Below are 24,361 nucleotides of genomic sequence, written 5' to 3' on the forward strand. Positions count from 1 at the left end.
TTTCGTCGAGAGTTGGCTTCCTGTTTAAATGGTACCGATTTGGCAAAGCGCTGAGGTTTTGCTTAAACGGTACCGATCCTGCCGCTACGGATTTTGCTGCGGTTGGTTACCGGGAGCATTCTGCTGTACCCGCTGCCGATCGGTGTTTAACTGAGATTGCAGCTGGCTTCGTTGCTGGTCGCGTTGCATCTGCTGCTGAAGCTGTAAACGGGTTTGCTGCTGTTGGGCGCTTATTTGCATTTGCTGCTGCAACTGTTGCTGAGCCAGCGGCGGCGTGGGGGGCTGGTAAGGCCGCCCTGCTACCAGGGGCTTTTGCGCCGCCGATACCGCGCATGCCGCCAACACCACCGGCAACCCCAGCCATAGTATTAATCTCATATACACCTCTTTGGTAACATCCTAAGCTAATTTTACGCTCAAACCGGGGGAAACGCAGGGTAAGACTGTGCTTATTGCTAGTCATGCCGCAGGATAAAAACACCCGACGGTGCTAAGTTAATTAATAATTCATTAGTTAACCATTTGGGTGAAGAATGTTTCTTTCCATTGGCCCGCGTTGCCGGGCCGGCTTACTGCTGGCGGCGGCGCTGCTTTTTCCGACGCTGCTGTTCCCGGCCGCCGCCGCACCCCTTACTTACGGGGTTGAGAGCGATATACATCATCCGGTTACCGCCCGGCACGGCATGGTCTCCACCGTGGACGAGACGGCGACCCGTGTGGGGCTGGATGTTTTGCGCGCCGGCGGCAATGCGGTGGACGCGGCGGTGGCGGTGGGTTATGCCCTGGCGGTAACCCATCCCCAGGCGGGTAATCTGGGGGGCGGCGGTTTCATGTTGATCCGCACTGCCGCGGGCAAGACGGTGGCGGTGGATTTTCGTGAAATGGCGCCGGCACGCGCCACCCGTAATATGTTTATCGGGGCGGACGGCAAGGCCGACAGCCGGCTATCCTTGTTAAGTCCCCTGTCTTCCGGCACCCCCGGCACGGTGGCGGGATTATCCCTGGCGCTGGATCGATACGGCTCCTGGCCGTTGCAACGGGTGATGCAACCGGCCATCGCCCTGGCGAAGGACGGATTTATCGTTGACCAGGCCCTGGCGTCCGATCTGGCCGGTTACGGCAAAGAAGCGCTCATCAACCACCCAAACAGTAAAGCGGTGTTTTTTAAAGCCGACGGGCAGCCCTACGCCCAGGGGGAAAAACTGGTGCAGCCGCAATTGGCCCACAGCCTGGAGTCCATCGCGGCCCAGGGACCACGGGCTTTTTATCAGGGTGCTATCGCCGATGAAATCGCCGGCGAGATGCAGCGGCAGGGGGGGCTGATAAGCCTGGCGGATCTGGCGGCGTACCGTGCGGTGGAACGCCAACCGGTATCCGGCACCTATCGCGGTTACCGGGTCTACTCCATGCCGCCGCCGTCCTCCGGTGGAATCCACATCATCGAGATCCTGAATATCCTGGAGAATTTTGACCTGGCGAAAATGGGCGCAGGCAGCGCCGATGCCATCCAGGTGATGTCGGAAGCGATGAAATTCGCTTATGCCGATCGCTCGGAATATCTCGGCGACCCTGATTTCATCAAGGTGCCGCTCACCGCCCTCACCAGCAAAGCCTATGCCAAAACCCTGGCGCAGCGTATCGACCTGGCTCACGCCATACCCTCTTCTCAGATCAAGCCCGGCCAGATTCAGCCTTACGAGAGCAATCAAACCACCCATTATTCCATTGTCGATGGGCTGGGGAACGCGGTGGCGGTGACCTACACCCTGAACACCTTCTTCGGCAGCGGAATCATGGCGGGCAACAGCGGCATCCTGCTGAATAACGAAATGGATGATTTTTCAGCCCAGCCGGGCGTACCGAACATGTACGGACTGGTGGGGGGCGATGCCAACGCGGTGCAGGCCGGCAAGCGACCGCTGTCATCCATGTCGCCCACCATCGTGGAAAAAGACGATAAAGTCTGGCTGGTCACCGGCAGCCCGGGCGGCAGCCGGATCATCACCACCGTCCTGCAAATCCTGGTGGATACCATCGATTTCAAACAGAATATCGCCGACGCCACCAATGCGCCGCGTTTCCATCAGCAGTGGACGCCGGATGAGCTGCGGGTGGAAAAGGGCTTCAGTCCCGATACGCTGAAGCTATTGTCTGAAAAAGGCCAGCATGTGTCGGTTCAACCGGTCATGGGCAGCACGCAAAGCATTATGGTCATGCCCGACGGCACGCTCAGCGGCGCGTCCGACCCGCGAACCCAGGATGATCTGACCGCCGGTTATTAGGGCTGGCCATTTCGCCGCCGCCGCCGCATTGGCCCAGCTTTATCGTCGGCGCCTCGGTGATTATGGCCTCGCTATGGGTACACCGGCGCTGGATCGTTGCGCGTCCCGCACATAAGGCAGATGCGCGCACGCATGCTGACGGGCTGAACGAATAAACGCCTCTATAGCCGGCTGACGCTGCTCTCCGTCACGGGCCGCCGCGTACAGCCGGCTCCACAAACCGTTGCCCAATGTTTTGGTGACAATCAGTCCCTGGTGTTCAAAACTCTCCACTACCCAGTGCGGCAGCGCGGCGATACCCATGCGCGCCGACACCATCTGAATCAGCAGCAAAGTATTGTCCACGCTTTTCAGCACCGGGCTGACGCCGGCCGGCTGCAGAAATTGCCGCCAGATATCCATCCGCTGGCGCTGTACCGGATAAATCATCAAAACTTCTTCACTTAAATCCTCGGGGGTGATGTGCTCTTTTTGCGCCAGGGGATGATCCGGGGCCAACACCAGCCGCACCTCAAAATCAAACATCGGCACATAAAACAATCCGCTGCGCGGCAGGATATCCGAGGTCAGCACCAGATCGAGTTCGCCCTGTTGCAGAGCAGGCTGCGGGTCGAAGGTGACGCCGGAACGGAAGTCCACCAGCACCTCGGGCCACTGCTCGCGAAACTCGGTCAACGCCGGGGTCAGCCATTGGATACAGCTGTGACATTCGATAGCCAGACGCAGCGTTGTTTGATGGGGCTCCAGGCAATTTTGCAGCGCCTGCTGCACCTGGGGCAGGATTTGCTCGGCCAGTTGCAACAGAATCTCTCCCTGAGGCGTGAAACGCAACGGCTGGCTTTTGCGGACAAACAGCTTGAAACCCAGCCGTAGTTCAAGATCGCTGAATTGATGGGATAGCGCGGACTGGGTCTGATGAAGCTGGGCCGATGCGGCCGCCAGCGAACCGCTGTTACGCAGGGCTTGCAGCGTCCGCAGATGTTTAAGTTCGATCATGAGGGTGTTTCACCTGGAAGTGAATAATTTGCGCTTGTGGTTAATACAGTACATGGTGATTATGGATGTGTAAACATCTGGACGTCTAAATGGGAGAAGGCAATGACAATACTAAGCCACACACTGGGTTTTCCGCGCGTCGGTTTGCACCGTGAGTTGAAAAAAGCGCAGGAGAGTTACTGGGCAGGTAAATCCTCGCAACAAGGGCTATTGGCGGTGGGCCGCGAGTTGCGGTCACGTCACTGGCAACAGCAAAAAGATGCCGGGATTGATCTCCTGCCGGTGGGTGATTTCGCTTGGTACGATCATGTGCTCACCACCAGCCTCATGGTGGATAACATCCCGGCGCGGCATAGACATGGCGCCGGTCCGGCCGATCTGGACACCCTGTTTCGCATAGGCCGCGGCCGCGCGCCGGATGGTGAGCCCGCCGCCGCCGCTGAAATGACCAAATGGTTCAACACTAATTACCACTACATGGTCCCGGAATTTACCCGTGGACAATCTTTCCGCCTGGGCTGGACTCAGTTGCTGGATGAAGTGGATGAAGCCCTGGCGTTGGGCCACCGGGTTAAACCGGTTATCCTCGGGCCGGTGACCTATCTGTGGCTGGGCAAGACCAAGGGGGAGCCCTTCGACCGCCTGTCGCTGCTGGCGGAACTGCTGCCGGTGTATCGGCAAATACTCGGCGAGTTGGCGCGGCGCGGCATTGAATGGGTGCAAATCGACGAACCCGCCCTGGTGCTGGAGCTGCCCGCCGATTGGCAACAGGCCTATGAAACCGCCTACCGTGAATTGGCGGGACCGGTTAAATTACTGCTGACCACCTATTTTGACAGTATCGGACACCATCTGGATCTTATCCGATCGTTGCCGGTCCAGGGTTTGCATGTGGATCTGGTGGCGGGGCAGGACTCCCCCGACGAGTTGCACCGGCGCCTGCCCGCCCAATGGGTATTGTCCCTGGGGGTGATTAACGGTCGCAACGTCTGGCGCGCCGATCTCGGCGTCTGGTTTGATCGTTTGCGCCCGTTAGCGGGGGAACGGCCGATTTGGGTGGCCACATCCTGCTCGTTATTACATAGCCCCATCGATTTATCGGTAGAAACGCGCCTGGACGAGGAAGTTAAAAGCTGGTTTGCATTTGCCTTGCAAAAATGCGGCGAACTGGGATTGCTGCGAGCCGCGCTCAACCAGCCCGATGAGGCGCATGTGTCTTTGTTGGAGGAATACAGCAAGCCGATCCGCGCCCGCCGCCACTCGGCCCGGGTGAACAATGCCCAGGTGCAGGGGCGTCTGACGCGCATCACCCCGCAAGACAGCCGGCGCGGGCAATCGTATGAACAGCGTGCCGAGCTGCAGCGGCAGCGTTTTAATCTGCCGGCCTGGCCCACCACAACCATCGGTTCCTTCCCGCAAACCACTGAAATACGTGGCCTGCGGCTGGATTTCAAGCAGGGCCGCCTGGACAACACCCGCTACCGTGCCGGTATCGGCGAACATATCCGCCAGGCGGTGGCCGAGCAGGAACGGCTGGGCCTGGATGTGCTGGTGCATGGGGAGGCCGAGCGCAACGATATGGTGGAATATTTCGGCGAGCACCTGGACGGGTTTGTCTTTACCCAGAACGGCTGGGTGCAAAGCTACGGATCCCGGTGCGTGAAACCCCCGGTTATCATCGGCGATATCAGCCGTCCGGCGCCAATCACCGTCGAGTGGGCAAAATATGCCCAATCCTTAACGGATAAACCCATGAAAGGCATGCTCACCGGGCCGGTCACGATTTTATGCTGGTCTTTCCCCCGCGAGGACGTCAGCCGCAAAACCATCGCCCGGCAAATCGCCCTGGCGCTGAGGGATGAAGTGGCGGATCTGGAACAGGCGGGCATCGGCATCATTCAGATAGACGAGCCTGCGCTGCGGGAAGGTTTGCCGCTGCGCCGATCCGAATGGCGGGAATATCTCCAATGGGCGGTGGAGGCCTTCAGGCTGAACGCCGCGGTGGCGCGGGACGATACCCAGATCCATACCCATATGTGTTATTGCGAGTTTAACGACATTATGGATTCCATCGCGGCCCTGGACGCCGATGTCATCACCATAGAGACATCGCGCTCGGATATGGAATTGCTGGAAACCTTCAAGGAATTTGACTATCCCAATGAAATCGGGCCGGGTGTCTATGATATCCATTCCCCCAACGTGCCAAGCGAAGAGTGGATCGTGGCGTTATTGCGCAAGGCGGCGGAGCGTATTCCCGCCGAACGGCTATGGGTTAATCCCGATTGCGGGCTGAAAACCCGAGCCTGGCCGGAAACGCGACAGTCTCTGGAGAATATGGTAAGCGCCGCGAAGCGACTGCGGGCAGAAAACGTTTGATTCAGTGATAAACGGGCGGCGACGGGTTATTTGCCGTTGCCGCTCATTCCATGCTGCGAAAACCATTGCAACATGCGCTGCCAGCCGTCTTTCGCCGAGGCGGCATGATAATTGGCACGGTAATCGGCATTAAAAGCATGACCGGCCTCGGGATAAACCCGGATATCCGCCTCGGCGTTGGCCGCATTCAGAGCCTGACGCATGGCGTCGATATGCTCCGGAAGGATACTGGTATCCTGCCCACCGTATAAACCCAGCACCGGCGCCACCAATTCTTTGGCGATATCCACAGGATGCCGTGGCGTCATCAGGGTTTTATCCCCCACCAACTTGCCATACCACGCCGCAGCCGCTTTTAACTGGGGATTATGGGCAGCGTATAACCAGGCGATGCGACCGCCCCAGCAAAATCCGGTTACCGCCAAATGCTGCCCGTCGCCGCCATGGGTGGCCGCCCAATGAGCGGTATGATCCAAATCCGCCATTACCTGTGAATCCGGCACTTTTCCCACCAGTTCCTTAAACAACTCTCCGATGTCGTCATAGGCTGACGCATCCCCTTGACGGAAATAGAGTTCGGGCGCAATCGCCAGATAGCCCTGTTTTGCCAGCCGGCGGCATAAATCGCGGATATGTTCGTGAACGCCAAAAATTTCCTGGATAACGACAACGATGGGCAACGGACGGCTTTCACCGGCGGGTTTTGCCATGTAAGCGGGCATCCGTTCGTTTTGTGAAGGGATGGTGAGCTGGCCCGCCTCCAGGCCGGCATCGTCGGTATAAATGGTCGTGGATGCAACACTGCCTGCTGCCGGGGCAAAGGCGGCCGGTTTCTTGTTCAGCTCGAGGGTATCGTCGATGTTCATATCGCTGCCTTGTTTAGTTTTTAACATTAGGTTGATTATAGCTAAAGTTAATGCCTTGTGAATCATTTTAACAAAGCATTCATATACATCAGTTACTCCAAAATAATCATTATTTTTAATAATATAAGTTTATAAAATTTCAGGTCATTCAGGCTTATTTATATAATAGAAAGTCTATTTCGAAAACATGGCCTCTAAATTAATGTGTTAAGAATAATTCTATGAAGAACAAGCCTTTTAAGCGGCTTAATTACCTATTCATGAATCATTCATAAATGCCGAGCGGTAGTAGAGGAGTTTCATTTATATGTCGGCTGACAAATAACGGCCGGTTGATTTGTTTAATCTTCGTCACACTTTGGAAAATAGTATTACGGGCGCGATCGTTTTTTGCAATTTATCCACTGCGAAGCGCTATAGGTTTAATTTTTATTATCGATTCCTCTTGTTTGGAATAGCGTGTGACATTGAATTTTTAAGGATCCCAGCAGGGAAATAAATGCATCATTCATTAATTCATGCAAGATAATATCATTATAAAAAGATCCATCAATAATTATAACATCGGAAAATTGTTATTTCTTTATTAAACACAATTTGAACTATTTCATAATGAAATTAATAGCTATGTTAAAAGAGCAATACTTTTTAAAATTTCTGTTTTGGGAGTAACCACCATGACTATACCAGTAACTTATTCCGTGACCGCCACTCAACCTGTTGTTGGTAATGACGTGTCAAACGTTGACACCGGCAAGCTGGCTACCATGCTCGGTTCGGTCAAAAATAGCCCTGAGAATATCTCGACATCTGCATCATTGACGTCGTCCATATCCGCCTCGGCCGGGAAACTATTCGCTGCCCTCGGGTTTGACAAGCTAGTCCAGGGATTGACATGGGTGGGCAATAGGGCGGGGAACATGGCGCAAATCACTCAATTTACCGCCGAAGCCGCGCAGAGGTTACATGACGGAGCCAAAATCGTAAAATATGGCATGGAACATGGCATTAAAGGGTTGCTGTATGAAGTGCTGGTGTTGTTGAAAGACCAGGCGCCGCCCATTCTTGAAAGCTGGATCGGTAAAGTCTATGAGGCCGGGGAAAACGTCACCTTGGGCGAAGTTATGAAGAGTTTAATGGATTGTATCATTAACAACAAAGAAATCAGTGGGTTGTTTAAAGGAATAATTGCGGCCTGATTAAGATGTGAATGTGAGATGCCCCACGGACTTCGGCGGATAAATATTAGTATTCTAACGATATTATGTTTGGGTTAACATGTTATTTTTAGAGGTATCTGCCATGTCCTCATCTGATGTTTTTCATCTTGGTTTAACACATTCCGATCTAAAGGGCGCCACCCTCGCCATCATCCCGGGGGATCCGCAACGGGTGGAAAAAATCGCCGCGCTGATGGAGAATCCGGCGCCCTTGGCTACCCGCCGGGAGTTCACGACCTGGCGTGCTGAAATCGTCGGTAATCCGGTTATTATCTGCTCAACCGGCATCGGCGGCCCTTCTACTTCCATCGCGGTGGAAGAACTGTCGCAACTGGGCATTCGCACTTTTTTACGGGTCGGCACCACCGGCGCGATTCAATCTTATGTCCAGGTGGGCGACATATTGATCAGCACCGCAGCGGTGCGGCTGGACGGCGCCAGCCTGCATTTCGCCCCGGTGGAGTATCCGGCGGTAGCGGATTTTGAATGCACTTCCGCGCTGGTGGCGGCGGCGAAACATCACCGAACGAAATTTCATGTGGGAGTGACCGCCTCCTCCGATACCTTCTACCCGGGTCAAGAACGCTACGATACCTATTCCGGACGGGTGCTAAACCGTTTGAAAGGGTCGATGCAGGAGTGGCAGAATCTGGGTGTCATGAATTATGAAATGGAATCCGCCACGCTCCTGACCATGTGCGCCACCCAAGGCCTACGGGCAGGTATGGTGGCCGGCGTTATTGTTAACCGTACCCTGCAGGAAACCCCCGATGTCCGCACCATGCAACAGGCTGAAAGCGCCGCGGTAAGTATCGTCGTTGATGCCGCCCGACGTCTTCTTGTCTGATCCTGTTACGAAGACCGGTGTAATTAACCCGGTCATTTTAGTCCGGTTTATCCGCTGATATACCCTTATCTTTCACGTGGCGGCAATGTTGCCGCCACTCGAAATCTACTGGGTAAAAAACGGGCTGGACATTTATACAGTTCCCACTTAACGTGACGGTTGGCATAGTTTATGGCGGAGGTTATATGGATTTCAGCCTGTTATACGCGGCGGCGGGGACGCTGGCGGGGTTGCTGCTCGGCCTGTTCATCGCCAGCCACCGATATCAGAAACAGCTTGGGTATCACCAGGGGACACTGAGCCTACATGAACAATCCCTGGCGTCGTCACGGCAAGAGCTGGAGCGGTCGCAAGCGGCATACCTGCAAAGCGAGCGGCAGCTCCGTGACGGCGAGCGCGAGCTGCGCGATCTTTACAGCCGTCTCGCCGCCGCCGAAGAGCGTTTGCAACCGCTGGAACACTGGCGAAAAGAGTGTGAACAGCTCAACGGCGAATTACGGGCGCTGCGGGAAGTGAACAGCGCGCAAGAGGCCGAACTGCGGGAAGTCACCATCCGTCTGGAAGAGACCCGTATCGGGGCTGAGGAAAAACAGCGCCTGCTGGTAAACAGCGAACAGCGGCTGGCGGCGCAGTTCGAGAATCTCGCCAATCGCATTTTCGAGCAAAGCGGACGCAAAGTGGATGAGCAGAACCGGCAGAGCTTGGATCTGCTGCTGACGCCTTTACGTGAACAATTGGACGGTTTTCGCCGCCAGGTCCAGGACAGCTTCGGCCAGGAGGCGCGGGAACGTCATACACTGACCCATGAGATCCGAGGCCTGCAACAGCTTAACGCTCAAATGGCGCAAGAAGCGGTCAACCTCACCAAGGCCCTCAAAGGTGATAATAAAACCCAGGGCAACTGGGGCGAGGTGGTATTAAGCCGGATTCTGGAAGCATCGGGCCTGCGGGAGGGATATGAGTACCAAACCCAGGTCAATATTCAAATCGATGATGCGCATCGAATGCAGCCCGATGTCATCGTGCGTTTGCCCCAGGGAAAAGATGTGATTATCGATGCCAAAATGTCGCTGCTGGCGTACGAACGTTTCTTCAACAGCCAGGACGAAAGCGAACGCCAACTGGCGCTGACGGAGCATATTCAATCATTGCGCGGACATATGCGGCTGCTGAGCAGAAAAGATTACCAACAATTACCCGGTTTACGCTCGCTGGATTATGTGTTGATGTTTATCCCGGTGGAGCCGGCTTTTATGCTGGCCATCGATAAGCAGCCCGAATTGATTGGCGAAGCCCTGAAACAAAATATCATGCTGGTGAGCCCCACCACGCTGCTGGTGGCGTTGCGGACCATCAGCAATCTCTGGCGCTACGAGCACCAGAGCCGCAACGCTCAGCATATCGCCGAGCGTGCCACGCGTCTGTATGACAAAATGCGCCTGTTTGTGGACGATATGTTAGCCATGGGTCAAAGTCTCGATAAGGCCCAGGGCGGCTATCGTTCGGCCATGAACAAGCTGGCCCGGGGACGCGGCAATATTCTCAGTCAGGCCGAGGGTTTCCGAGCGCTGGGGGTAGAAATTAAACGCCCCATCAATTCCGCGCTGGCGGAGCGGGCGGAGCAAGGTTTTAACGATGCCGATATCAGCAATGAGCAAACCGTCGATGAAGACAGCGATGAACAAGGCGAAACACCGTTTACGGCGCCGGACTCTGACCGCTCGCCGGCTCACGGCGTTTACCCGGATGCCGAGCCGGTAAGTGTTTTCGAAGACGCCTCACAGCCGGATACCGTCACGGCCCGCCGTGGGGAAACGCCGTTAACCCTCCCCGATAATTATTCGCCGCCGGTTGACGACAACGCTGTCCGGGGCGAAACTCCGGAGCAGGCGTAAGAAGAATATACGCCGCCGATGCAAGCGGGCCTCCGGCGCGGGGGCGATAAGACTCCCGCCGAGTTGACGAGCCCTTCTGTGGGGCTTTGCGCTCGCTTCTGTTACACTTCTCTGATATCTCATTAAGCAGGATGAATAACATGGCAGATGAAGACAAACGTGAAACGACCCATTTCGGCTTTCGCACCGTAGCTAAAGATGAGAAAGCGGTCATGGTGGCGGATGTCTTTCATTCCGTCGCCGCAAAATATGATCTCATGAATGATTTGATGTCTTTCGGTATTCATCGGCTGTGGAAGCGATTCGCCATCCACTGCAGCGGCGTGCGAAAGGGACAAAAGGTGTTGGATCTCGCCGGCGGCACCGGCGATCTGACGGCAAAATTTTCCCGTCTGGTGGGGGAAGAGGGTGAAGTGGTATTGGCGGATATCAACGATTCGATGTTGAAAGTCGGCCGCGAAAAACTGCGTAATAAAGGTATTATCGGCAATGTGAGCTATGTTCAGGCGAATGCCGAATCGCTGCCCTTTCCCGACGATACCTTCGATTGCATCACCATCTCGTTCGGCCTGCGCAACGTCACTGAAAAAGAGCAGGCGTTGCGATCCATGTATCGTGTGCTGAAACCCGGAGGCCGTCTGCTGATCCTGGAATTCTCCACCCCATTGTTCAAACCATTGAACAAGGCTTATGATCTCTATTCATTCCATGTGTTACCTCGCATTGGCGAAATGGTGGCGCGGGACGCGGGCAGTTACCGCTACCTGGCTGAATCCATCCGCATGCACCCGGATCAGGAAACCCTGAAAGCCATGATGCTCGACGCCGGTTTCGACTCCGCCGAGTATTTTAATATGACCGGAGGTATCGTTGCGTTGCACCGCGGTTATAAATTCTGATCGGGACATGACATGTTGAAGTTATTGATTGCCTCAGCCCTTGAAATGGCCCTCAAACACTTGCTGTATCGGGATCAGTTCATGAAAACGGCCCGTCAGCGCCTAAAGGGCAAAACCTTGCGCTTAGAGCTGGCCGAACTGGACGGTCCGGTTATTTTGGTTTTCGGCGAATCACAGGCGGATGTGCTTACTTCTTGGGACGACCCGGCGGATTGCACCGTCAGAACGCATCTTTCCGCCATTCCGGCGCTGCGTGGGCGGCGGCAGCTTCCCGCCCTGCTTAAACAGGGTGATTTGGAGGTGGACGGCGACATGCAGGTGGTGCAGCAATTTGTCGCCTTGCTGGACATGGCCGAGTTCGATCCGGCGGAACTGTTGTCGCCCTATCTCGGTGATGTCCTGTCGGAGGGGCTGACGCAGCGCTTTTCCAACCATGCCGATAAGATAAAACGCCGCTGGCTTGACCGACAAACCCAGTGGGGACAGGCGGTCACTGAAGAGTGGCGTTTATCCCCGTCAGCCCTTGAACTGGCTTGGTTTAGCGAAGAGGTGGACACCCTGGAACGGGATGAAGGCACTCTGGCGTCCCGCCTGGAACAAATGGAGATCAGCCGATGATTTTTGGAGAAATCGGCCGCCTTTATTATATCGTGCGGGTGTTGCTCAGCTACGGACTGGATGAACTTATCCCCAAAGTGCGCCTGACTCTGCCGCTTCGCCTGGGGCGTAAGCTGCTGTTCTGGATCCCTAATGTGCATGCTCAACAGCCATTGGGTGAACGATTGCGGCTGGCCCTTGAGGAATTGGGACCGGTGTGGATCAAATTCGGGCAAATGCTGTCCACACGTCGTGATTTATTCCCGCCGGTGGTGGCCGATCAGCTGGCGATGCTCCAGGACCGAGTGAAGCCTTTCGACGGCGCGCTGGCGCGCCAGCATATAGAACGGGCAATGGGCAAGCCGCTGGAGTCCTGGTTCGACGATTTCGATCAGCAGGCGCTCGCGTCGGCTTCCATCGCCCAGGTACATACCGCGCGCCTGAAAGAAAACGGCAAGGAGGTGGTGATCAAAGTGATCCGCCCCGATATCATGCCGATGATCAAAGCCGATATGCGCCTGATGTACCGGTTGGCCAGCTGGTTGCCGAGACTGTTGCCCGATGGGCGGCGTCTTCGGCCGGTGGAAGTGGTGCTGGAATATGAAAAAACCCTGCTGGATGAATTGAACCTGCTGCGCGAAGCGGCGAACTCCATCCAGCTCAGACGTAACTTTGAAAATAGCCCGATGCTCTATATACCGGAGGTCTATCCGGATTATTGCAGCGAAACCATGATGGTCATGGAACGCATCTATGGCGTTCCGGTGTCAGATGTGGCGGCCCTCGAGAAACAGGGCACCAATTTGAAATTACTGGCGGAACGTGGCGTACAGGTCTTTTTTACGCAGGTGTTTCGTGATAGTTTTTTCCATGCGGACATGCATCCGGGCAATATTTTCGTCAGCTTTGAGCACCCGGAAAATCCGCAATATATCGGTATCGACTGCGGTATTGTCGGTTCCCTTAACAAAGAAGACAAACGTTACCTGGCGGAAAATTTTATCGCTTTTTTCAATCGTGATTATCGCAAGGTGGCTGAACTGCATGTGGATTCCGGATGGGTGCCCCCCGATACCAATGTGGAAGATTTCGAGTTTGCCATCCGTACCGTGTGCGAACCGATTTTTGAAAAACCGCTGTCGGATATCTCTTTCGGGCATGTTTTGTTAAATCTGTTCAATACCGCGCGGCGCTTCAATATGGAAGTGCAGCCGCAGCTGGTGTTATTGCAAAAGACCCTGCTGTACGTCGAGGGTGTGGGACGCCAGTTATATCCGCAGCTGGATTTGTGGAAAACGGCCAAGCCTTTTCTGGAAAATTGGATCAAGGATCAGGTGGGTATACCGGCCATCCTGCGGGCGCTGAAAGAGAAAGCCCCCTTTTGGGCGGAAAAGCTGCCGGAATTGCCCGAGCTCATCTACGAGGGATTCAAGCATCATAAATCCCTGCAAAAGAGCGTGGATAAGCTGGCGGTGGAGTTCGAACAGCAGCGCGTAAAACAGGGACAGGCGCGGTTTTTGTTCGGCATCGGCGCAACGTTGCTGCTGTGCGGGACTTTTCTGTTATCCCAGGGAAATGAGATGACATCTTTTCCCGCCTGGTTGATGGCTGCCGGTATTGTAAGCTGGGTCGTTGGTTGGAAACGCACGACATAATAAATAGAAAGATGTACCCAATAGCTTTCACGCTGCGGCCAACACAGCTGCAACATGAAAGATGACGGGTATAACCTGCATCCGGCCTGTAACCGGTAACATGAACTAACCCCTACAAAGAGGTGGCCTATGGGCGGTATCAGTATCCCACAATTGTTAATCATCGCGGTGATCGTAGTATTATTATTCGGCACCAACAAATTGCGCGGGCTGGGGTCGGATCTCGGGGCGTCAATCAAGGGCTTTAAAAAAGCCATGTATGGCGACGACGATAAAAAAACGCCGTCCAATGCGGATCACACCGCACAGGATGCGGACTTCACGACCCAGCCCATTGCTCAATCCAGGCAATCCGAGTCGGAAGAGTCGAAAAGTAAAAATAAAGAGCAGGTATAATCCGTGTTTGATATTGGATTTGGTGAGCTGGCGCTGATATTCGTGATTGGACTGGTGGTCCTCGGGCCCGAGCGTTTGCCCGTGGCGGTCAGAACGGTTGTGGGCTGGATCAGGGCCTTGCGCTCGCTGGCCTCGACGGTGCAAAACGAATTGAGCCAGGAGCTGAAACTGCAGGAATTGCAGGACAGCCTGAAAAAGGTTGAGGAAGCCAGCAAAAACAATCTCTCGCCGGAGCTGAAAGCCTCGATGGAGGAACTGCGCGAAGCGGCCGATTCAATGAAAAAAACCTTCCAGAGCAAGCTCGTTCTCGATGAGGACAACCCGCCTCATACTATTCATAATCCGGTGGTAACCGACCCCGCGGCGACGCACAGCGGCGTGACTCCGGCCGACGGCGCCAGTCAGGCACAAGCGCCGGCAATGACCCCCGGTACAAATGGCGGGGGCATCACGCCGGACGAAATGGCCCGTCAGGCGGAAGAGACATTGCCGGTTCCGCAAGGCATCGTCGATAGCGTCACGCCGGACAAGATGGCTCGTCGCCCGGACGAGACATTGCCGGTTTCGCAAGGCATCGGCGATAGCGTCACGCCGGCTAAAGCAGCCTGTCAGGCACAAGCGCCGGCGGCGGTCCCGTCCGCCACCGTCGAGTCCGGCAATGAAGGGAAAAATTCATCCGCAGCGGAGCCGAGTCAGCACCAGGCGCCACCCATTCCTCCCTCACATAACGATCGCTAAAACATGGCCGTTGAAGATACTCAACCGCTTATCAGCCATTTGATTGAGCTGCGTAAGCGATTATTAAACTGCATTATCAGTGTGCTGGTGGTATTCCTGGCATTAGTCTATTTTGCAAACGACATCTACCAGATCGTGTCGGCGCCGCTTATCAAGCATATGCCGGCGGGCGCCAGCATGATAGCCACCGATGTGGCGTCGCCGTTTTTTACCCCCATCAAACTGACCATTATTGTCTCGGTGTTTGCTTCCGCCCCGTTGCTGCTTTACCAGGTCTGGGCCTTTATTGCGCCGGCCTTATACAAGCATGAGCGGCGACTGGTCATGCCGTTGCTGTTCTCCAGCACATTTTTATTTTATGCCGGCATGGCTTTCGCCTATTTTATCGTTTTCCCGCTGGCCTTCAGTTTCTTCGCGCATACCGCGCCCCACGGGGTCCTGATTGCCACCGATATCAATAAGTATCTCGATTTTGTCATGGCGCTGTTTATGGCGTTCGGCGTGTCGTTCCAGGTGCCTATCGCCATTGTCCTGCTGTGCTGGACCGGCGTGGTTACCCCGGAAAGCCTGAAGAAAAAGCGGCCTTATGTCCTGGTGGGCGCCTTCGTGGTAGGCATGCTGCTGACGCCGCCGGACGTCTTTTCCCAGACTCTGCTGGCAATTCCACTGTACCTGCTGTTTGAAATAGGCCTGTTCTGCGCACGGTTTTATGTCGGCAAGGGCCGCCGGGATCGGCAGGATGCGGATGAAAACGAGGATAGCGGCGATGGCGAGTAAGCGAGGTTGAGGCGAGGCAATTGGGCTTATTGATAACCAGCGCTCGGCCGGAACAGCATGCTAGATCGTAAACACGCCGTGAATCCATCCATGGAGGCTCGATCCGCGCCTTCCCTGGCGCGGACGGTTTACTCTTCTAGCACCCTGTCCCGTCTTATATATTCCGAGCTAGCTTGCCAGCGGTCTGAACCCCCTCCCCAGACTGTTCTTGATTGAGTAAAATAAACGCCGCCTTGGTTATGAACGGCGTTATTCAGGAGATAAGATTATGAGCAATGTCTATGGTGCGTATCCACACCGCCGCTTGCGCAGGGTTCGTCGTTACGATTTCAGCCGCCGGCTGGTGGCGGAAAACCAGCTGACGGTTAACGACTTGATTTATCCGGTATTTGTGATGGAAGGTAAAAACCGGCAGCAGGAAGTACCGTCCATGCCCGGCGTTTACCGGATGACCCTGGATTTGCTGATAAAAGAAGCGGAAACGGTGGCTAAATTAGGGGTGCCGGTGCTATCACTGTTTCCGGTGATAGAGTCCGATTATAAATCCCTCATGGCGGAAGAAGCCTACAATCCGGCCGGGTTGGTGCCACGCACCGTCCGGGCGCTGAAAGACGCGGTACCGGAATTAGGGTTGCTCACCGACGTGGCCCTTGACCCTTATACCACCCATGGACAGGATGGCATTATCGATGACCAGGGTTATGTCATTAATGAAGTCACCAAAGAGATCCTGGTCCGGCAGGCGTTGTGCCATGCCGAGGCGGGTGCGGAAATCGTCGCCCCCAGCGATATGATGGACGGCCGTATCGGCGCCATCCGGGAACAGTTTGAACAGCATGGCCTGGTGAACAACCAGATCATGGCCTATTCGGCCAAGTATGCCTCCTGTTATTACGGTCCCTTCCGCGACGCGGTGGGTTCCAGCGCCAATCTCAAGGGCGGCGACAAAAAAGCCTACCAAATGGATCCCGCCAATAGCGATGAAGCCTTGCAGGAAGTGGCGCAGGATTTACAGGAGGGGGCCGACATGGTGATGGTCAAACCGGGCATGCCTTATCTGGATATGATTCACCGTGTAAAGCAAGAGTTCGGCGTACCGACCTTCGCCTATCAGGTTTCCGGCGAATACGCCATGCATATGGCGGCGATTCAAAACGGCTGGCTACAGGAAAAACCGGCGATAATGGAATCCTTGCTGTGCTTTAAACGGGCTGGCGCGGACGGTATCCTGACCTATTTCTCCAAACGCGTGGCGCAATGGCTGCATGACGACCACCAACGGAACTATTAAAATACCCGTCATACTTCAAGTAGCAGGTCCGTTGGCTTTCCTCGCTCACCCCAGTTACTTACTAGAGTAAGCTCCTGGGGATTCACTGCGTCGCCGCCTTCCTGCAACTTGAATTATTTAGGGTATATACCCGTCATCTTTCGAGCCGCGGCGGCGTTGGCTGCGCTCGCTCACCCGTTGACAATCTACTGCATTTTTTGGAATTGGCGATTGTCCAGGCTTTGGGAAATCTGCTTGTTGAGGAAATTAAGCAGCAGCATCGAGCGGGCTTCACCGTCCGGCTCGGTATAAATCGCCTGAAGTCCTTCAAAGACGCCTTCGGTAATCAGGACGGTATCGCCGGCATGGGGCGTTTGCGGATCCTGAATCCCTTCATAAGTATGTTCCCGCAACTCATTGATGACATCCTCCGGAATGGTTACCGGCAAATTGCCGAAACGGACAAAGTGGCTGACGCCGCGCGTGGCGCTGATGGTGGTGGTATGAATGCGTTCGGGATCGAACTCGATAAACAGATAATTGGGAAACAGCGGCTCATTAACCTCGGTGCGCTTGCCCCGGACGATTTTCTCCAAGGTGACCATGGGCGTCAGGCAAGCAACCGCCTGTCGTTCCAAATGTTCTTTAGCGCGCATTAACTGTCCGCGTTTGCAATACAACAAATACCATGCTTCCATAATCTGCTTTACTCGGTTCACTGATAATTCAGCATAGCAAAAGCCTTGAACTATATATAGCATCCGCTATTAATGCCGTGGATATACCCGTCATACTTCAAGCTGCAGGTGCGTTGGCTTTCCTCGCTCACCCCAGTCACTTACTTGTGTAAGCTCCTGGGGATTCGCTGCGTTGCCGCCTTCCTGCAACTCGAATTATTTAGGGTATAGGTGGCATAAAAAATAATCTATTTACCCCGAATTTTGACAAAAGGCCAGCACGGTTGGTAAACAGACTTTATAATGCACCGATAACCCGGCTCCCGACGACTTTATGAAATACCGTGACTTGCGCGACTTTCTCTCTTTGCTGGAACAGCGAGGGGAGTTAAAACGAATTACCCTGCCCATCGACCCCCATCTGGAAATGACGGAAATCGCCGATCGCACTCTCCGGGCCGGCGGGCCCGCGCTATTGTTCGAAAATCCCAAAGGCTATGCTATGCCGGTGCTATGCAACCTGTTCGGTACCCCCGAACGGGTGGCGTTGGGTATGGGGCAAGACAGCGTCTTGGCATTGCGTGAGGTCGGGGAATTATTGGCTTTTCTTAAGGAACCGGAGCCGCCGAAAGGGTTTCGAGACCTGCTGGATAAAGCGCCGAAGTTTCGCCAGGTACTGAATATGCCGGTGAAACGGCTCGGTTCCGCGCCCTGCCAGGAGCAAATATGGCAGGGCGCAGATGTCGACCTATCCCGTATCCCGGTGATGCACTGTTGGCCGGGGGATGCCGCTCCCCTGATCACCTGGGGCCTCACGGTGACCCGCGGCCCCCATAAAGAGCGCCAGAACATAGGTATTTACCGCCAGCAGGTACTGGGTAAAAACAAAGTGATCATGCGCTGGCTTTCCCATCGCGGCGGCGCGCTGGATTTCCAGGAGTGGCGCCAGGCTCATCAGGGTGAACGTTTCCCGGTGGCGGTGGCATTGGGAGCCGACCCCGCTACTATCCTGGCGGCGGTGACGCCTATACCCGATACCCTTTCCGAATACGCCTTCGCCGGATTGCTGCGTGGTTATAAAACCGAAGTGGTTAAATGCATTTCCTGCGATCTCGATGTGCCCGCCAGCGCCGAAATCGTCCTGGAAGGTTTCCTGGAACCGGGGGAAACCGCACCGGAAGGCCCTTACGGCGATCATACCGGCTACTATAATGAAGTGGATGAGTTCCCGGTGTTTACTATTACCCACATTACACAGCGCCGTGACGCCATTTATCACTCCACCTACACCGGCCGGCCGCCGGACGAACCGGCGGTGATGGGTGTGGCGCTTAATGAAGTCTTTGTTCCAATTTTACGTAAACAGTTTCCGGAAATTGTCGATTTTTATTTGCCGCCGGAGGGCTGTTCCTATCGGCTGGCGGTTGTGACGATCAAGAAACAGTATGCGGGCCATGCCAAGCGGGTCATGATGGGCGTCTGGTCTTTCCTGCGTCAATTCATGTATACCAAATTTGTCATCGTATGCGATGATGATATTAACGCGCGTGATTGGAAAGATGTTATCTGGGCAATGACTACCCGCATGGATCCGGCGCGCGATACGGTGTTAATGGAAAATACGCCGATTGATTATCTGGATTTTGCCTCGCCGGTTTCCGGATTGGGTTCAAAAATGGGAATGGATGCCACCAATAAATGGCCGGGTGAGACACAACGGGAATGGGGCACGCCCATTCTGATGGACGCTGAGGTTCGCGCTCGTGTTGATGCTATCTGGGACGATCTGGCCATCTTTGAAAACAGTGGTAAAGGGCTTTGATATTTTTGGCCTTCCATTCCGTTTTGTATAATGACCCGACAGAGGGAATGCATGACAACAATGACCTGTAAGGTCACTTCCGTGGATGCTATCACCGATACGGTATATCGGGTATGTTTAGTCCCTGAAGCGGCTTTTAGTTTTCGCGCCGGCCAGTATCTGATGGTTGTAATGGATGAACGCGATAAACGCCCTTTTTCCATGGCCTCAACGCCGATGGAGAATTCCTTCATCGAACTGCATATCGGTGCCTCAGAAATTAATCTTTATGCCATGGCCGTGATGGATAGGATATTGAAAAATCGTGAAATTACGGTGGACATTCCCCATGGCGACGCCTGGCTGCGGAACGATACCCAGCGGCCGGTGGTGTTGATTGCCGGCGGCACCGGGTTTTCTTATGCCCGCTCCATCCTGCTGACTTTACTGGATAAACAACCGGAACGGGAAGTCGCTATTTACTGGGGCGGCCGCGAATTACAGCATCTGTACGACCTGGGCGAACTGGAAACCCTGACGTTGCAACATCCCCGCCTCAAAGTGGTCCCTGTGGTTGAGCAGCCTGACGAAAATTGGCAGGGCAGAACCGGCACGGTGCTCAGCGCGGTGATGCAGGATTACAGCAACCTGGAGCCATATGACGTTTATATTGCCGGTCGTTTTGAAATGGCCAAAATCGCGCGGGAACGTTTCTGCGCTGAACGTGGCGCCACCGCAAGCCGAATCTTCGGTGACGCGTTTGCCTTCATCTGACACTGGTTTGAATCCAGCGGTAAATTAAGGTCGGACTATGGAATCTTTTTCAACGCTTTATCAGGACCATCTCGCGACGCTGCAAAAGCGGACCCGAGAGATTCTTGCCAGGCAGAATCTTGACGCGTTACTGATTCATTCCGGCGAACCCATCACGGCTTTCCTCGACGATCATGATTATCCGTTCAAGGTTAACCCGCAGTTCAAGGCCTGGCTGCCGGTGACCAACGTCGCGCACTGCTGGCTATGGGTCGACGGCGTCAATAAACCCACTTTATGGTTCTACCTGCCGGTGGATTATTGGTACAGCGTTGAACCGGTGCCTGACAGTTTCTGGACGCCTTTTATCAATATCGTGCCCATAAGAAACCCCGATGATATCGGCGGATTGCTGCCGGCGCGCCGCGACAAGGTGGCTTACCTGGGTTCCGCCCCACCTCGGGCATTAAGTCTCGGCCTGACGGCGGAGAACATCAACCCGAAACCGGTATTGGATTTTCTGCACTACCACCGCGCTTACAAGACCGAATATGAACTCGCCTGCATGCGTGAAGCGCAAAAAACCGCTGTTGTCGGACACCGTGCCGCCAAAGAGGCATTCCTGTCCGGCATGAGTGAATTCGATATCAATATCGCCTATCTCAGCGCCACCGGTCACCGCGATATCGACGTTCCCTATGGCAATATTATCGCGCTGAATGAGCATTCAGCGGTATTGCATTACACAACGCTTGAAAATCGGCGCCCGGATGACGTCCGCAGCTTTCTCATTGACGCCGGTACCGAATATCACGGCTACGCGGCGGATCTGACCCGTACCTACGCGGCGCGAAAAGACTCCGAGTTCGCGGAGCTGGTAGCCGCCATGAATACCGAACAGCTGGCGTTAATCGATACCATCGAAGCCGGTGTCAACTACCTTGATTATCATATCCAGATGCACGGGCGGATTGCCAAACTGCTCAAGACCTTCGATATCGTCACCGGCATCAGTGAAGAAGCCATGGTGAAAGAGGGCATAACAGGCCCGTTTCTGCCGCACGGCCTGGGGCATCCCCTCGGACTGCAGGTACATGACGTGGGCGGATTCATGCAGGATGATACCGGCACCCATCTGGCGCCCCCGTCCGTGTATCCCTATTTGCGCTGTACCCGCGTTATGCAGCCCGGCATGGTAATGACCATCGAACCCGGCCTGTATTTTATCGAATCGTTGCTTTCACCCTGGCGCAACGGCGCCTTCAGCGGGCATTTCAACTGGCAACGCATCGAGATGTTCAAAGCCTTCGGCGGTATCCGTATCGAGGATAATATCGTTATCAAAGATAAGCAGACAGAAAATATGACCCGCGATTTGAAGCTGGCATAATGCAGGCCTATTTCGTTCCCGCGGCGCCGGTCACCGCGGTGATGGAAATAAAAAAAAGTCGATTTATTACCTTTCTGTCGCCAGCCCGGGGGATAGATGCCGCCAGGGAGTGTATCCGGCAGGCCCGACAGCAACATCCCTCGGCGACCCACCATTGCTGGGCCTATATCGCCGGACCGCCCCAGGATTCATCGCAGTTTGGCTTTTCGGACGATGGGGAACCCTCCGGCACCGCGGGCCGCCCTATGCTGGCTCAATTACAGGGCTGCGGGACGGGAGAAATCACCGCGGTGGTAGTGCGCTATTTCGGCGGCATAAAGCTGGGTACCGGCGGGCTGGTGAGAGCTTATGGCGGAGGTGTGCAGCAGGCGCTAAAACTCATGGCCCGTATGGAAATAGTCCCGCAGGTGGAATTCGTTGTATCTTGTCGTTATGAACAGCAGACATGGATTGAAATAACGGTCAAACAGGTTGCCGGTCGCATTGTCCAGAGCGATTATGGCGAATCCATTAGCTTGAGGGTGGCCATTCCCTTTGACAAGGTGAGCGAGGCTTCCCGAAAATTAAGCGATTTAAGTCGCGGCGCCTTGCATTTCATGCCGATTACATAATAATCCCGTCCCCGGCTACAGTTGAATTTTTATTAAGGAACATGCTGAAATGCATTTTCGCGCCATAATCCGCATAGTCGGCCTGCTCGTCATTTTATTTTCCGGGACCATGATTATCCCAGGCCTGGTGGCGTTGATCTACCGCGATGGGGCCGGCAGCGCCTTTACCCAGACCTTCTTTTTCACCTTGATGATTGGTTTGCTGCTTTGGTTGCCGAATCGCCGCCAGAGACATGAATTAAAACCCAGGGAAGGCTTCCTGATTGTGGTGCTGTTCTGGACGGTACTGGGGAGCGTCGGGGCATTGCCGTTCCTGTTCGCCGACCATCCCGACCTGTCGATGACCAATGCTTTTTTCGAGTCCTTCTCCGGCTTGACCACCACCGGCGCCACCTCGTTGGTGGGTTTGGATAACCTGCCCAAGGCGATTCTCTTTTATCGCCAGATGCTGCAATGGTTCGGCGGCATGGGGATCATCGTACTGGCGGTGGCGATTTTGCCCATACTGGGCGTCGGCGGCATGCAGCTTTATCGCGCCGAAATGCCCGGGCCGTTAAAAGACAACAAAATGCGGCCAAGGATTGCCGAAACGGCTAAAACCCTTTGGCTGATATATCTCATACTGACCATCATTTGCGCCGCGGCGCTCTGGGGCGCCGGGATGTCGGTTTTCGACGCCATCGGCCACAGCTTTTCCACCGTTGCCCTTGGCGGGTTCTCCACCCATGATGCCAGCATCGGCTATTACCACAGCCCGATGATAAATTCCATTGTCGCGGTATTTTTGCTGATTTCCGGTTGTAATTACGGCCTGCATTTTGCCGTGCTGAGCGGGCATAACCTGCGGGTGTATTGGCGTGACCCGGAGTTCAAGGTATTTATCTCCGTGCAGTTTATCCTGGTGCTGGTGTGTACGCTGATCCTGTGGCGTTACAACGTTTACCAGACCGGCCTGCAAACCCTGAACCAGGCTTTTTTCCAGGTGATATCAATGGCCACCACCGCCGGTTTTACTACCGACAGCATCGCCCGTTGGCCGCTGTTCCTGCCGATACTGCTGCTGTGCTCGGCGTTTATCGGCGGTTGCGCCGGCTCCACCGGCGGCGGTTTGAAGGTCATCCGTATCTTGTTGCTCTATCTGCAGGGTTCGCGAGAACTCAAGCGTTTGGTCCACCCAAACGCGGTCTATACCATCAAACTCGGCAACCGGGCTTTGCCGGAGCGCATCCTGGAAGCGGTGTGGGGATTTTTTTCAGCTTATGCCCTGGTTTTTATTGTCAGCATGCTGGCGATTATTGCAACCGGTGTCGATAATTTTTCCGCGTTTGCGGCGGTAACCGCCACACTGAATAACCTGGGCCCCGGACTGGGCGTGGTTGCGGAAAATTTCACCGCCATGAACTCGGTGGCCAAATGGATACTGATTGCCGACATGCTGTTCGGTCGTCTGGAGGTCTTCACCGTATTGGTGCTCTTTACGCCCACTTTCTGGCGCGAATAGGTTTGTTATGCACATTTTGATTCTTTATTCCAGCCGGGACGGACAAACCCGAAAAATCTCGCAGTTTATTGCAGCCGAGCTCGCCGCCGCCGCAGTCTGTGATGTGGTTGACCTCAGTCAGGCCGGTGAGGGTCCGTTGCCGCAATACGATGGCGTTATTATTGGCGCCGCCATCCGGTACGGCCATTACGCCGCCGAGCTGCATGCATTCATCCGGCGGCATCTGGACTGGCTTAATGCGCTGCCCAGCGCTTTTTTCTCGGTTAATCTCACGGCGCGTAAAGTGGATAAATGCACGCCGGAAACCAATGTGTATACCCGTAAATTCCTGGCCGCTACGCCCTGGCGGCCGGATGAATGCGCTGTTTTCGCCGGCGCGCTGCGCTATCCGCAATACCGCTGGCTGGATCGGGTCATGATCCAGTTGATCATGCGCATGACCGGCGGCGAGACCGACAGTTCCAAAGAGGTTGAATATACCGACTGGCGGCAGGTAACGGCCTTCGCGCGGGACTTTGCGGTTTTAGCGGGCAAAACCCCCTATCTGGGGCAACAAGTGAAGTGATTTGCTGAAAAATAAACCGATCGGTTGAAATTTTGCAATTAGCACTTGTCTCGTCTCAGGAAGTCCCTATAATGCGCCTCCACTGACCGGGATTAACCGCTGCGACGGACCGGGTCGGGAAGGGAAAAGCGCTTCGCTAAAGCAAATAAAAGCTTGACTCTTCAACGGGAAAGCGTAATATACGCAACCCGCGCCAGGTGAGAATAGTGCTCCCTGCCGCATGCTCTTTAACAATTTATCAGACAA

The 24,361-nt window shown here is 54.8% G+C and carries 21 protein-coding genes and 2 pseudogenes; 19 read left to right on the plus strand and 4 right to left on the minus strand.

Features of this window, described 5'->3' with window-relative positions; translation table 11 throughout:
• Window positions 1-84: 84 nt before the first annotated feature.
• The gene (locus tag HB631_RS12240) at window positions 85-378 is read right to left on the minus strand and encodes a DUF2756 domain-containing protein (RefSeq protein WP_213991429.1); all 294 of its coding nucleotides are present in this window, start codon (window positions 376-378) and stop codon (window positions 85-87) included.
• 155 nt (window positions 379-533) lie between these two features.
• On the opposite strand from HB631_RS12240, the gene ggt reads away from it, so the two are divergent.
• Complete coding sequence (gene ggt, locus HB631_RS12245; protein ID WP_213991430.1) at window positions 534-2,282, plus strand: gamma-glutamyltransferase; 1,749 nt, start codon at window positions 534-536, stop codon at window positions 2,280-2,282.
• A pseudogene (locus HB631_RS27020) lies at window positions 2,276-2,377 on the plus strand (EamA family transporter); the annotation flags it as partial. The gene ggt and the pseudogene HB631_RS27020, both read left to right, overlap by 7 nt.
• On the opposite strand, the gene metR reads toward HB631_RS27020, so the two are convergent.
• Window positions 2,343-3,278 (minus strand): HTH-type transcriptional regulator MetR, encoded by a 936-nt coding sequence (gene metR, locus HB631_RS12250; protein WP_213991431.1) that lies wholly within the window; start codon window positions 3,276-3,278, stop codon window positions 2,343-2,345. The pseudogene HB631_RS27020 and the gene metR overlap by 35 nt on opposite strands.
• A gap of 102 nt (window positions 3,279-3,380) precedes the next feature.
• Here metR and metE point away from each other — a divergent pair, with 102 nt between their 5' ends.
• Window positions 3,381-5,657 carry a 5-methyltetrahydropteroyltriglutamate--homocysteine S-methyltransferase gene (gene metE / locus HB631_RS12255; RefSeq protein WP_213991432.1) on the plus strand — a complete coding sequence of 759 codons (2,277 nt, stop codon included), beginning with the start codon at window positions 3,381-3,383 and terminating at the stop codon, window positions 5,655-5,657.
• A gap of 26 nt (window positions 5,658-5,683) precedes the next feature.
• Here metE and HB631_RS12260 read toward each other — a convergent pair whose 3' ends face one another.
• A complete protein-coding gene (locus HB631_RS12260) occupies window positions 5,684-6,523 on the minus strand; it encodes a dienelactone hydrolase family protein (protein ID WP_213991433.1) in 840 nt (279 codons plus the stop codon).
• 677 nt (window positions 6,524-7,200) lie between these two features.
• Here HB631_RS12260 and HB631_RS12265 point away from each other — a divergent pair.
• From HB631_RS12265 to hemB, 10 genes and pseudogenes are all read left to right on the plus strand, one after another.
• A complete protein-coding gene (locus HB631_RS12265; RefSeq protein WP_213991434.1) occupies window positions 7,201-7,722 on the plus strand; it encodes a hypothetical protein in 522 nt (173 codons plus the stop codon).
• 103 nt (window positions 7,723-7,825) lie between these two features.
• Complete coding sequence (udp, locus tag HB631_RS12270; protein WP_213991435.1) at window positions 7,826-8,590, plus strand: uridine phosphorylase; 765 nt, start codon at window positions 7,826-7,828, stop codon at window positions 8,588-8,590.
• 185 nt (window positions 8,591-8,775) lie between these two features.
• A pseudogene (rmuC, locus tag HB631_RS12275) lies at window positions 8,776-10,209 on the plus strand (DNA recombination protein RmuC); the annotation flags it as partial.
• Between the two features lie 416 nt (window positions 10,210-10,625).
• Window positions 10,626-11,384 (plus strand): bifunctional demethylmenaquinone methyltransferase/2-methoxy-6-polyprenyl-1,4-benzoquinol methylase UbiE, encoded by a 759-nt coding sequence (ubiE, locus tag HB631_RS12280; RefSeq protein ID WP_213991437.1) that lies wholly within the window; start codon window positions 10,626-10,628, stop codon window positions 11,382-11,384.
• A 12-nt stretch (window positions 11,385-11,396) separates the two neighbouring features.
• Complete coding sequence (locus HB631_RS12285) at window positions 11,397-12,002, plus strand: SCP2 sterol-binding domain-containing protein (protein ID WP_213991438.1); 606 nt, start codon at window positions 11,397-11,399, stop codon at window positions 12,000-12,002.
• Complete coding sequence (gene ubiB, locus HB631_RS12290; protein ID WP_213991439.1) at window positions 11,999-13,636, plus strand: ubiquinone biosynthesis regulatory protein kinase UbiB; 1,638 nt, start codon at window positions 11,999-12,001, stop codon at window positions 13,634-13,636. Before HB631_RS12285 ends, ubiB begins: the two co-directional genes overlap by 4 nt.
• A 129-nt stretch (window positions 13,637-13,765) precedes the next feature.
• Window positions 13,766-14,032: a Sec-independent protein translocase subunit TatA gene (gene tatA / locus HB631_RS12295; RefSeq protein WP_213991440.1), complete on the plus strand. Its 267-nt coding sequence runs from the start codon at window positions 13,766-13,768 to the stop codon at window positions 14,030-14,032.
• 3 nt (window positions 14,033-14,035) lie between these two features.
• Complete coding sequence (gene tatB / locus HB631_RS27300; RefSeq protein WP_213991441.1) at window positions 14,036-14,770, plus strand: Sec-independent protein translocase protein TatB; 735 nt, start codon at window positions 14,036-14,038, stop codon at window positions 14,768-14,770.
• 3 nt (window positions 14,771-14,773) lie between these two features.
• Window positions 14,774-15,547, plus strand: a complete 774-nt coding sequence (tatC, locus tag HB631_RS12305) for a Sec-independent protein translocase subunit TatC (RefSeq protein WP_213991442.1) — start codon at window positions 14,774-14,776, stop codon at window positions 15,545-15,547.
• A gap of 268 nt (window positions 15,548-15,815) precedes the next feature.
• The gene (gene hemB / locus HB631_RS12310; RefSeq protein ID WP_213991443.1) at window positions 15,816-16,838 is read left to right on the plus strand and encodes a porphobilinogen synthase; all 1,023 of its coding nucleotides are present in this window, start codon (window positions 15,816-15,818) and stop codon (window positions 16,836-16,838) included.
• Window positions 16,839-17,023: 185 nt separating this feature from the next.
• Here the strand turns inward: hemB and rfaH are convergent, their stop codons facing one another.
• Window positions 17,024-17,515, minus strand: coding sequence for a transcription/translation regulatory transformer protein RfaH (gene rfaH, locus HB631_RS12315; protein WP_213991444.1), 492 nt, complete (start codon window positions 17,513-17,515; stop codon window positions 17,024-17,026).
• Window positions 17,516-17,828: 313 nt separating this feature from the next.
• On the opposite strand from rfaH, the gene ubiD reads away from it, so the two are divergent.
• From ubiD to hemG, 6 genes are read left to right on the plus strand one after another with little or no spacing between them, the layout of a single operon-like run.
• Window positions 17,829-19,316 (plus strand): 4-hydroxy-3-polyprenylbenzoate decarboxylase, encoded by a 1,488-nt coding sequence (ubiD, locus tag HB631_RS12320; RefSeq protein WP_213991445.1) that lies wholly within the window; start codon window positions 17,829-17,831, stop codon window positions 19,314-19,316.
• Between the two features lie 51 nt (window positions 19,317-19,367).
• Window positions 19,368-20,069, plus strand: a complete 702-nt coding sequence (gene fre, locus HB631_RS12325; protein WP_213991446.1) for an NAD(P)H-flavin reductase — start codon at window positions 19,368-19,370, stop codon at window positions 20,067-20,069.
• Between the two features lie 37 nt (window positions 20,070-20,106).
• Window positions 20,107-21,438, plus strand: coding sequence for a Xaa-Pro dipeptidase (gene pepQ, locus HB631_RS12330; protein ID WP_213991447.1), 1,332 nt, complete (start codon window positions 20,107-20,109; stop codon window positions 21,436-21,438).
• Entirely contained in the window at window positions 21,438-22,049 is a 612-nt protein-coding gene (locus HB631_RS12335; protein WP_213991448.1) for an IMPACT family protein, read from the plus strand. Before pepQ ends, HB631_RS12335 begins: the two co-directional genes overlap by 1 nt.
• A 49-nt stretch (window positions 22,050-22,098) precedes the next feature.
• Complete coding sequence (trkH, locus tag HB631_RS12340) at window positions 22,099-23,550, plus strand: Trk system potassium transporter TrkH (protein ID WP_213991449.1); 1,452 nt, start codon at window positions 22,099-22,101, stop codon at window positions 23,548-23,550.
• A gap of 7 nt (window positions 23,551-23,557) precedes the next feature.
• The gene (gene hemG, locus HB631_RS12345) at window positions 23,558-24,115 is read left to right on the plus strand and encodes a menaquinone-dependent protoporphyrinogen IX dehydrogenase (RefSeq protein WP_213991450.1); all 558 of its coding nucleotides are present in this window, start codon (window positions 23,558-23,560) and stop codon (window positions 24,113-24,115) included.
• Window positions 24,116-24,361 lie beyond the last annotated feature (246 nt).

Origin of the sequence: Sodalis sp. dw_96, from assembly GCF_018449575.1 — a bacterium.
GTDB lineage: Bacteria > Pseudomonadota > Gammaproteobacteria > Enterobacterales > Enterobacteriaceae > Acerihabitans.

Bases quoted from the DNA above. Each gene is read 5' to 3' on its own strand.
- HB631_RS12240 (WP_213991429.1), bottom strand. From the start codon at position 378: ATGAGATTAATACTATGGCTGGGGTTGCCGGTGGTGTTGGCGGCATGC.
- ggt (WP_213991430.1), top strand. From the start codon at position 534: ATGTTTCTTTCCATTGGCCCGCGTTGCCGGGCCGGCTTACTGCTGGCG.
- metR (WP_213991431.1), bottom strand. From the start codon at position 3,278: ATGATCGAACTTAAACATCTGCGGACGCTGCAAGCCCTGCGTAACAGC.
- metE (WP_213991432.1), top strand. From the start codon at position 3,381: ATGACAATACTAAGCCACACACTGGGTTTTCCGCGCGTCGGTTTGCAC.
- HB631_RS12260 (WP_213991433.1), bottom strand. From the start codon at position 6,523: ATGAACATCGACGATACCCTCGAGCTGAACAAGAAACCGGCCGCCTTT.
- HB631_RS12265 (WP_213991434.1), top strand. From the start codon at position 7,201: ATGACTATACCAGTAACTTATTCCGTGACCGCCACTCAACCTGTTGTT.
- udp (WP_213991435.1), top strand. From the start codon at position 7,826: ATGTCCTCATCTGATGTTTTTCATCTTGGTTTAACACATTCCGATCTA.
- ubiE (WP_213991437.1), top strand. From the start codon at position 10,626: ATGGCAGATGAAGACAAACGTGAAACGACCCATTTCGGCTTTCGCACC.
- HB631_RS12285 (WP_213991438.1), top strand. From the start codon at position 11,397: ATGTTGAAGTTATTGATTGCCTCAGCCCTTGAAATGGCCCTCAAACAC.
- ubiB (WP_213991439.1), top strand. From the start codon at position 11,999: ATGATTTTTGGAGAAATCGGCCGCCTTTATTATATCGTGCGGGTGTTG.
- tatA (WP_213991440.1), top strand. From the start codon at position 13,766: ATGGGCGGTATCAGTATCCCACAATTGTTAATCATCGCGGTGATCGTA.
- tatC (WP_213991442.1), top strand. From the start codon at position 14,774: ATGGCCGTTGAAGATACTCAACCGCTTATCAGCCATTTGATTGAGCTG.
- hemB (WP_213991443.1), top strand. From the start codon at position 15,816: ATGAGCAATGTCTATGGTGCGTATCCACACCGCCGCTTGCGCAGGGTT.
- rfaH (WP_213991444.1), bottom strand. From the start codon at position 17,515: ATGGAAGCATGGTATTTGTTGTATTGCAAACGCGGACAGTTAATGCGC.
- ubiD (WP_213991445.1), top strand. From the start codon at position 17,829: ATGAAATACCGTGACTTGCGCGACTTTCTCTCTTTGCTGGAACAGCGA.
- fre (WP_213991446.1), top strand. From the start codon at position 19,368: ATGACAACAATGACCTGTAAGGTCACTTCCGTGGATGCTATCACCGAT.
- pepQ (WP_213991447.1), top strand. From the start codon at position 20,107: ATGGAATCTTTTTCAACGCTTTATCAGGACCATCTCGCGACGCTGCAA.
- HB631_RS12335 (WP_213991448.1), top strand. From the start codon at position 21,438: ATGCAGGCCTATTTCGTTCCCGCGGCGCCGGTCACCGCGGTGATGGAA.
- trkH (WP_213991449.1), top strand. From the start codon at position 22,099: ATGCATTTTCGCGCCATAATCCGCATAGTCGGCCTGCTCGTCATTTTA.
- hemG (WP_213991450.1), top strand. From the start codon at position 23,558: ATGCACATTTTGATTCTTTATTCCAGCCGGGACGGACAAACCCGAAAA.